Below are 7589 nucleotides of genomic sequence, written 5' to 3' on the forward strand. Positions count from 1 at the left end.
CGGCTTGAGTCCGGTAAAATATCGAACTCAAGCCGCCTAAATCTTTAAAAGCCGTCCAAACTTTTGGGTGCACTACAATACAGCGGTGGCTTTTTGTATAAATACCGGATCTGATCAGTAGCCAATATGGCAGTCTGAAATCAGAAATGTAATACTGATGTGGTCGTTAATATAAAGCAGGAGACAGTATTTGAAAACAGCACTGCGGGCCGGAGAAAGCCGGTATTTCAACTGCCTTAGGCAACGCTATAATAAATTTGAATAAAGTTGCTCACCAGGTTTTAAGCAACGTAAAAAAGTGTGGTATTTGCAGTAGTAATTATAACAACAACTGTGAGTAATCTTCCTCAGTTTTCTACAAAAAGAAAACCCCGCCCAAAAGAGCAGGGTCTGTCCTATTTATCCCTATACCTATGAAATACTTATTTGTGTGTAGTTATTCTGTAATGGTACCAGCTTCATTGATCAAAACCGACTTTTCTGTACCATTATCCTGAATATTCACTTTGTAGTAAGCAGCTACATCTGCTCTTTCTATTTTCCAGCCGTCTTTTACGGTGGCTGTTGGATATTTTGTTTTCAATGTGCTGGCTACTGTTTCCGGTAGCTGCTCAGCCTTATACTCACTGCGGGTGGCTATCCAGTTGCCATCTGCCGAATATTCTGCGGCTGTTTTTACATCTTCTTTGGAGAAGTTTGCTGTCCAGTTACCTGAACCGCCTTTGCTCCATTTTGCATCGGTGATGCCTGCAAAATTTTGTTCAAAAGCACCTTTTACAGGATCGGGAGCCATAACCACTTTAGCAGTAGTATGCTTCACCTTTTTAACCGATTTGTGTTGTGCAAAAGTTATGCCGGAAGTGAACAATGCAGCGCAAAAAAATAACATCAACTTTTTCATATAAACGATATGGTTTTGTCCGTTGGGTTAAGGTTTTGAACTTAAATTTTCTTCCAGGCTCTTGAACTAAAACAGTGCCAAAAAAGCAAAACTATGGATTCCGAATGTAAAAGTAAGAAAAAAATTAAAAAAACATATACTGGTCCACTCTTTTTAACGCTTTTTCCGATTTGGTGCCGCCGTATTTCGTAACTTTGCACAATTTTAATTAAAGATTTGTCTTATTAACGCCAAAAGGCGGAAATTGTTTTATGGCCAGTCAATATCAGGAATATAACCAGTTGAACTTACCGCAGATAGGAAAGGAAGTACTGCAGCAATGGGAGGCACAGCAAGCATTTGAGCAAAGCGTAACATTAAGGGAAGGCGCTACACCTTTTGTATTTTATGAAGGCCCGTCCAGCGCCTATGGTATGCCTGGTATACACCACGTAATTTCCCGTACATTAAAAGACCTGGTATGCCGCTATAAAACCATGAAAGGTTTCCAGGTAAAACGCAAAGGCGGCTGGGATACACATGGCCTGCCGGTGGAGCTGGGCGTGGAAAAGAGCCTGGGCATTACAAAAGAAGACATCGGCAAAAAAATATCCATAGAAGAATATAATGATACCTGCCGCCGGGAGGTATTAAAATATAAAGATAAATGGGACGAGCTGACCCAGAAAATGGGCTACTGGGTTGATCTGAAGCATCCCTATGTAACGTTTGAGAATAACTATATTGAAAGCCTGTGGTGGTGTTTGCAGCAGCTGTATAAAAAGGGATACCTGTATAAAAGCGTAAGCATACAACCTTACTCACCCGCTGCCGGCAGTGGCTTAAGTTCTGCTGAGCTGAACCAGCCCGGCTGTTATAAAGATGTAAAGGATACCACCGTAGTAGCCATGTTTAAGGCAGTGGAAGGCGACCGTTCCCGCTTCCTGTTTGAAGCAGCCGGTACCGATCAGGTATTTTTCCTGGCCTGGACCACCACCCCCTGGACCCTGCCATCTAACCTGGGACTTACAGTAGGCGCTAATATAGAATATGCGCTGGTGCGCACTTTCAACCCCTACACCCACTTACCGGTATGCGTAATACTGGCCAAAGACCTGGTAGACCGTCACTTTAAAAAAGAAGGGGAAGACGGTGATTTTGCAAATTATAAAGAAGGAGATAAAATAATTCCCTGGCAGGTCCTGTCCGTTTTCCGCGGCAGCCAGCTGGAAAATATCCGCTATGAGCAGCTGTTGCCATACGTACAGCCGGAAGAGGGCGATCCCTTCCGGATCCTGATAGGCGACTTTGTAACTACAGAAGATGGTACCGGTATAGTGCATACCGCCCCGGCTTTTGGTGCAGATGATAACCGCGTAGGTAAAAAGTACGGCATCGGTATCCTTACACTTGTAGACAAGCAGGGGAAATTTTTGGACACTGTGGGTGAGTTCGCTGGACGATATGTGAAAAATTACAAAGACGATCCACAGTATAAGGATGTAGATGTTGACATCGCTGTAAAACTTAAAAAAGAAAACCGCGCATTTAAAGTAGAAAAATACGAGCACAGCTACCCCCATTGCTGGCGTACGGATAAACCGGTACTATATTACCCGCTGGATGCCTGGTTCATTAAAACCACGGCCCTGAAAGACCGGATGGTAGAGCTGAATACCACTATTAACTGGAAACCGGCCTTTACCGGCACCGGCCGTTTTGGTAACTGGCTGGAGAATATGGTGGACTGGAACCTGAGCCGCAGCCGCTTTTGGGGTACCCCGCTGCCGATATGGCGTACAGAAGATGGCAGTGAGGAAAAATGTATTGGCAGCATAGAAGAGCTGAACGCCGAAATAAGAAAGGCCAGTGAAGTGCTGGGCGGCGATGTAAATAAACATTACCTGCACCAGGGCATTCTGGACCTGCATAAACCGTATGTGGATGATATTATCCTGGTAAGCGCCGATGGTAAACCCATGCGCCGTGAGCCGGACCTGGTGGATGTTTGGTTTGACAGTGGCGCTATGCCCTATGCCCAATGGCATTTCCCCTTTGAGAATAAGGATGTTTTTGAGCAGAACTTCCCGGCCGATTTTATCTGCGAAGGGGTGGATCAAACCCGTGGCTGGTTCTATACCCTGCACGTATTAGGCGCCCTGCTGTTTGATAGCGTAGCGTATAAAACCGTAGTATCCAATGGATTAGTGCTGGATAAGAACGGTGTAAAAATGAGTAAGCGCCTGGGTAATATAATAGATCCGTTTAAAACGATAGAAGAGCTGGGCGCAGATGCTACCCGCTGGTACCTGGTAACCAATGCCAGCCCCTGGGATAGCATGAAGTTTGATACAGACGGTATAAAGGAAGTACAGCGTAAGCTGTTCTCCACCCTGTACAATACCTATAACTTCTTTGCGATGTACGCCAACCTGGATAATTTCTCATTCAGGGAAGCTTATATTCCGCTGCAGCAGCGGCCGGAAATAGACCGCTGGATCATTTCAGTTCTGAACACCCTGGTAAAAGAGGTTACTACCTACCTGGATGATTATGAACCCACCCAGGCAGGCCGTGTAATACAGGAGTTTGTAGATGAGCATTTAAGCAACTGGTACGTACGTTTGTGCCGCCGCCGTTTCTGGAAAGGGGAGTATGAGCATGATAAAATATCGGCCTACCAAACCTTATATGAATGCCTGGAAAAGGTGGCGCAGCTAATGGCGCCGGTATCACCGTTCTTTGCAGAGTGGTTATTTGGCAACCTGAACAAGGTAGGGCAGCGTTCTACGGCTGCTTCCGTACACCATACCGATTTTCCGGTAACGGTAGCAGAGGCAATAGACAATGAGCTGGAAGAAAGGATGCAGTTAGCGCAGGATATATCATCTCTGGTATTATCCTTGCGTAAGAAGGTGAACATTAGGGTACGGCAACCTCTTCAAAAGATATTAATACCGGTGCTAAACCCTCACATGCAGGTACAGGTTCAGAAGATCGAACACCTGATAAAAAGTGAGGTGAATGTAAAAGGTATTGACTATCTTACGGAAACGGAGGGCTTCATCAAGAAAAAGATTAAGCCCAACTACAAGGCGCTGGGTAGCAAGATGGGAGCAAAAATGAAAGCCGTAGCAGCTGCTATTGCCGCTTTCACAGATGCAGATATAACAGTATTAGAGCGCGATGGGGTTTACAACCTGCTGATAGACAGTGAACAACTACAGTTACAACTGTCCGATGTGGAGATCATTTCCGAAGACATACCCGGGTGGACCGTAGCTAACAAAGGCGCATTAACTGTTGCCCTTGATATTACCATTACACCACAGTTGCAGGATGAAGGGAATGCCCGGGAGCTGGTGAACCGCATACAAAAGATCCGGAAGGATAGCGGCTTTGAATTAACGGACCGGATTATGGTAAAAGTGGCAGCATCAGATACGCTGAAGTCGGCGATTATTCACTATAATGACTATATTTGCACGGAAATTTTGGCAGATAGCTTGGAAATAGTGCCGCAATTACAAGATGGTACCGAAATAGAGGTGAATGACCTTAAATTCAATGTATTAGTTAACAAAAAAAGCTAATCCCCATGGCAACAAAGAAGAAGGTTGCTAGCAAAAAGACCCAAAAGGCAGCTCCGGCTAAAAAAGCGGCAGTAGTAGCAAAAAAAGCAACTGCGGCAAAGAAGCCTGCGGCCAAACCGGTAACTGCGAAAAAGGCAGCCCCGGCACCTAAAAAAGCAACTGTTAAAAAGGCAGCGCCCAAGGTAGCGGTAAAACCTGCTAAACCTGCTGCCACAAAAGCCGTGGTTAAAAAGGCTGCAGTTCCTTCTAAATCGGCGCCCACTAAGAAAGCTGTCGTCACCAAAACAAGCGCCGCACCCCCGGCCAAACAACTTGTCAAAAAAACAATCGCGCCTGCTGTAAAGCCGGTTGCAAAAAAAGTTCCTGCTGAAAAGCAGAAAGTGGTAGCTAAAAGTGTTACCACTGAGAGAGAAAGTGAAGTAGTAAAATCATCGATTTCAAAGCAAGAAGAAAAAGAAGTTATAATGCCAGTAAAGAAGTCAGATAAGGAAAAAGAAACCGGTAAAAAAGTAGCCGCGGAAAGAACCGAAAAGACCGAGAAGGTTGAAAGGGTTGAAAAAGCCGCTACTCCGGCCAAATCGGAAAAGCCGGAAAGGACCGAGAAAAAAGGTTCTAAATCGGCTGCCACGCTGGTCTCCTACCAGCCGGAGTTTACTAAATCCGTGCTGGATCAGCCGGATGCTCCCACCGGTCCGGTATACCGCTATAGCGATACAGATCTTCAGGAGTTCAGGGACCTGATCACGAAAAAGCTGGAAGCAGCTAAAAAAGAGCTCGTGTACCTGCAGGGCCTTATTACCCGCAAGGACGAAGCCGGTACAGATGATACCGAAAACAAATATATGAGCATGGAAGATGGCAGCGGCTCCCAGGAAAGAGAGCAGCTGAACCAAATGGCCAGCCGCCAGATCCAGTTTATTGATCACCTGGAAAAAGCCATGGTGCGCATAGAAAACAAAACCTATGGCATTTGCCGCGTAACCGGTAAGCTTATAGACAAAGCCCGCCTGCGCGCGGTACCGCACGCTACGCTGAGCATTGAAGCCAAGCTGGCCAAAAGCAAGTAGAATTAAGAATTAATAGAGATAATTAATAATAAAAGAGGGAAGTGTTGTCGAGCAGCACTTCCCTCTTTGCATTAATCTGATTATCCATTATTTAATTCAACAGCGCTGCGGGTTTTTGTTCACCGTTCTTCTTAAGCTGCCGGGCCGCCAGGTACACCAGTCCAGCGCCTGCCAGCGCTACCAGGCTGCCAATGCCAATACGGCGTACCTGTTTTTTACTAATGGGCGGCAGCTTTAAACGGAATTTTTCCGGGCCGGCCTGCGCTATGCTCAGCAGCGGCGACATGTAAGGGCCGGGAATGATCTTATCAGCTACTTTTTCAATACACTCTACCTCTGTATCAAAGGCCACACCTATACCCGCTTCCTTCAGCAGGTCAGATCCTTCTACTCCGCTGCCCACATAAATAATGTTCTGCGGCATTACATGGTATTTGTGCGCTATATAAGGCAGTATGTTCTTTTTGTTATAATGCGGCAATCCATCTGTGCCATCCTCACTGGGCTGCCGGAAATACTCAGGTATACTTAGCTCACCGGTGGCCACGCTATCATATAAATGCAGGCGGTTGGCAAATACAAAATCCATCCCCAGCTTATTCTTAATATGGCGGGCCACACATTCAAACCCATCGGTGATCAGGCCGCAGGCATACCCTCTCTTTTTCAGCTCATGCACTACTGCTTTAATATCCGGCACCACGGGTATGGCATCTGCCACTTCCAGCAGCTCTGCCAGGTTACGGTCGCGGAACAGGGCAGCAGTATGCTCCAGTATGGTCACCGGGTCGCTGTGGTGTTCCAGGATCTGCTGCAGGGATAATTCGCAGTCAAAAGCATTTGCGGCCAGCTGCAGGTAATCCTGGGTAAAAACGGCTTCATCCAGGTTAAAGATCACCATCTTATGCAGCTTGTCAATAGATTCCAGGATGGAGTATTCCATTTGCTCCCGTATCAGGTTAATATTACCCAGGGTTTCCAGGTTCTCCTGCGGAAGGTTCATGTGTTCTGCCTTGTGTAAGATAGTGCGGGAAACCTCGCGCGACATTTTGCTCAGCTGCTCCCAGGTTTGCATGGCATTTTCGATCTTTCCTATATTAGCTTCTGTTATACGGGCGCCCAGCACATGCATATCTATGAGCAGGCCAATATCTACCCCGTAATCATTTTCAAACTGCACACGGGAAAGGAATGATTTGCGCGCAGCTATCATACCGCTCAGCGGCTGTTGAAAATGCGCCAGCTCCGGGAACAAAATGCTTAACAGAGGTTTGGCCACCAGCTGCGTAACGCGGCCGGCCTGCCGGGTAAAATAAGATTTAACAAAATCAGATTCGTCGTTAATGATGGGATCGGTCAATAATTCCACAATATTTTCCGGATAGGTGAGAATGTCCCCATCTATATACATCACAATATCATATTTAGCGGCCATCAGCCCTTCCCGCATGGATATACCCTTGCCGCGCTGGCTGCTGGTAATTACCCGTACGCCTTCCTTCATGGCTTCTTCAACAGTGTTATCCCGGCTATTATCATCTACTACAATGATCTCTACCTTGCGTGTGGTCTTTTTAACTAATCTGATAACCTGCCGTACTGTGGCCCCTTCGTTTAAAACTGGAATAACGATTGAAATCATAGGGAACGCTTTGTTTTGTTATGGGTGAAAAAAAAGTGTACCTAAAACTCTTCTAAAATGGCATAGTGTAGGGCTACCATGCCTCAAAAATGGTACCAACAGGGGTAGTGGCAGAAGGGGTAAAAAGCTTACTTAAACTCCTGCATTTCAACGAGTCGTCTGTATATTCCGTTTAATGCAATTAATTCATCATGCGTACCCCGCTCTTTTATTTCACCCTTGTCCAGCACAGCTATTTCATTGGCATGTTGTATAGTAGAAAGGCGGTGGGCAATCACCACCGTAGTGCGGTTCTCCATCAGCTTATCCAGCGCTTCCTGGACCAGTTTTTCAGATTCAGTGTCCAAAGCGCTGGTAGCTTCATCTAAAATTAATTTAGGCGGGTTCTTGAAAATGGCCCGGGCAAT

5 protein-coding genes and 1 pseudogene are annotated in these 7589 nt (G+C 46.1%); 2 read left to right on the forward strand and 4 right to left on the reverse strand.

Annotation, left to right across the window (positions count from 1 at the left end; translation table 11 throughout):
* Nucleotides 1-436: 436 nt before the first annotated feature.
* Nucleotides 437-901 carry a PepSY-like domain-containing protein gene (locus KVT36_RS09960; RefSeq protein ID WP_217603352.1) on the reverse strand — a complete coding sequence of 155 codons (465 nt, stop codon included), beginning with the start codon at nucleotides 899-901 and terminating at the stop codon, nucleotides 437-439.
* A 251-nt stretch (nucleotides 902-1152) separates the two neighbouring features.
* On the opposite strand from KVT36_RS09960, the gene ileS reads away from it, so the two are divergent.
* The gene (gene ileS, locus KVT36_RS09965; protein WP_217603353.1) at nucleotides 1153-4473 is read left to right on the forward strand and encodes an isoleucine--tRNA ligase; all 3321 of its coding nucleotides are present in this window, start codon (nucleotides 1153-1155) and stop codon (nucleotides 4471-4473) included.
* On the opposite strand, the gene KVT36_RS32670 is transcribed toward ileS, so the two are convergent.
* A complete protein-coding gene (locus KVT36_RS32670; RefSeq protein WP_254639933.1) occupies nucleotides 4457-4876 on the reverse strand; it encodes a hypothetical protein in 420 nt (139 codons plus the stop codon). The two genes, ileS and KVT36_RS32670, sit on opposite strands and share 17 nt — an antisense overlap.
* 61 nt (nucleotides 4877-4937) lie before the next feature.
* On the opposite strand from KVT36_RS32670, the gene KVT36_RS32675 reads away from it, so the two are divergent.
* Complete coding sequence (locus KVT36_RS32675) at nucleotides 4938-5540, forward strand: TraR/DksA C4-type zinc finger protein (RefSeq protein ID WP_254639934.1); 603 nt, start codon at nucleotides 4938-4940, stop codon at nucleotides 5538-5540.
* A 91-nt stretch (nucleotides 5541-5631) separates the two neighbouring features.
* On the opposite strand, the gene KVT36_RS09975 is transcribed toward KVT36_RS32675, so the two are convergent.
* Complete coding sequence (locus tag KVT36_RS09975; protein ID WP_217603355.1) at nucleotides 5632-7182, reverse strand: glycosyltransferase; 1551 nt, start codon at nucleotides 7180-7182, stop codon at nucleotides 5632-5634.
* Between the two features lie 128 nt (nucleotides 7183-7310).
* Nucleotides 7311-7589 (reverse strand): annotated as a pseudogene (locus KVT36_RS09980) (ABC transporter ATP-binding protein); the annotation flags it as partial.

Origin of the sequence: Chitinophaga sp. GbtcB8 (assembly GCF_019091455.1) — a bacterium.
Lineage (GTDB): Bacteria > Bacteroidota > Bacteroidia > Chitinophagales > Chitinophagaceae > Chitinophaga.

Excerpts from the sequence above, each read along its gene's own strand:
- KVT36_RS09960 (WP_217603352.1), bottom strand. The coding sequence starts at position 901 with ATGAAAAAGTTGATGTTATTTTTTTGCGCTGCATTGTTCACTTCCGGC.
- ileS (WP_217603353.1), top strand. The coding sequence starts at position 1,153 with ATGGCCAGTCAATATCAGGAATATAACCAGTTGAACTTACCGCAGATA.
- KVT36_RS32675 (WP_254639934.1), top strand. The coding sequence starts at position 4,938 with ATGCCAGTAAAGAAGTCAGATAAGGAAAAAGAAACCGGTAAAAAAGTA.
- KVT36_RS09975 (WP_217603355.1), bottom strand. The coding sequence starts at position 7,182 with ATGATTTCAATCGTTATTCCAGTTTTAAACGAAGGGGCCACAGTACGG.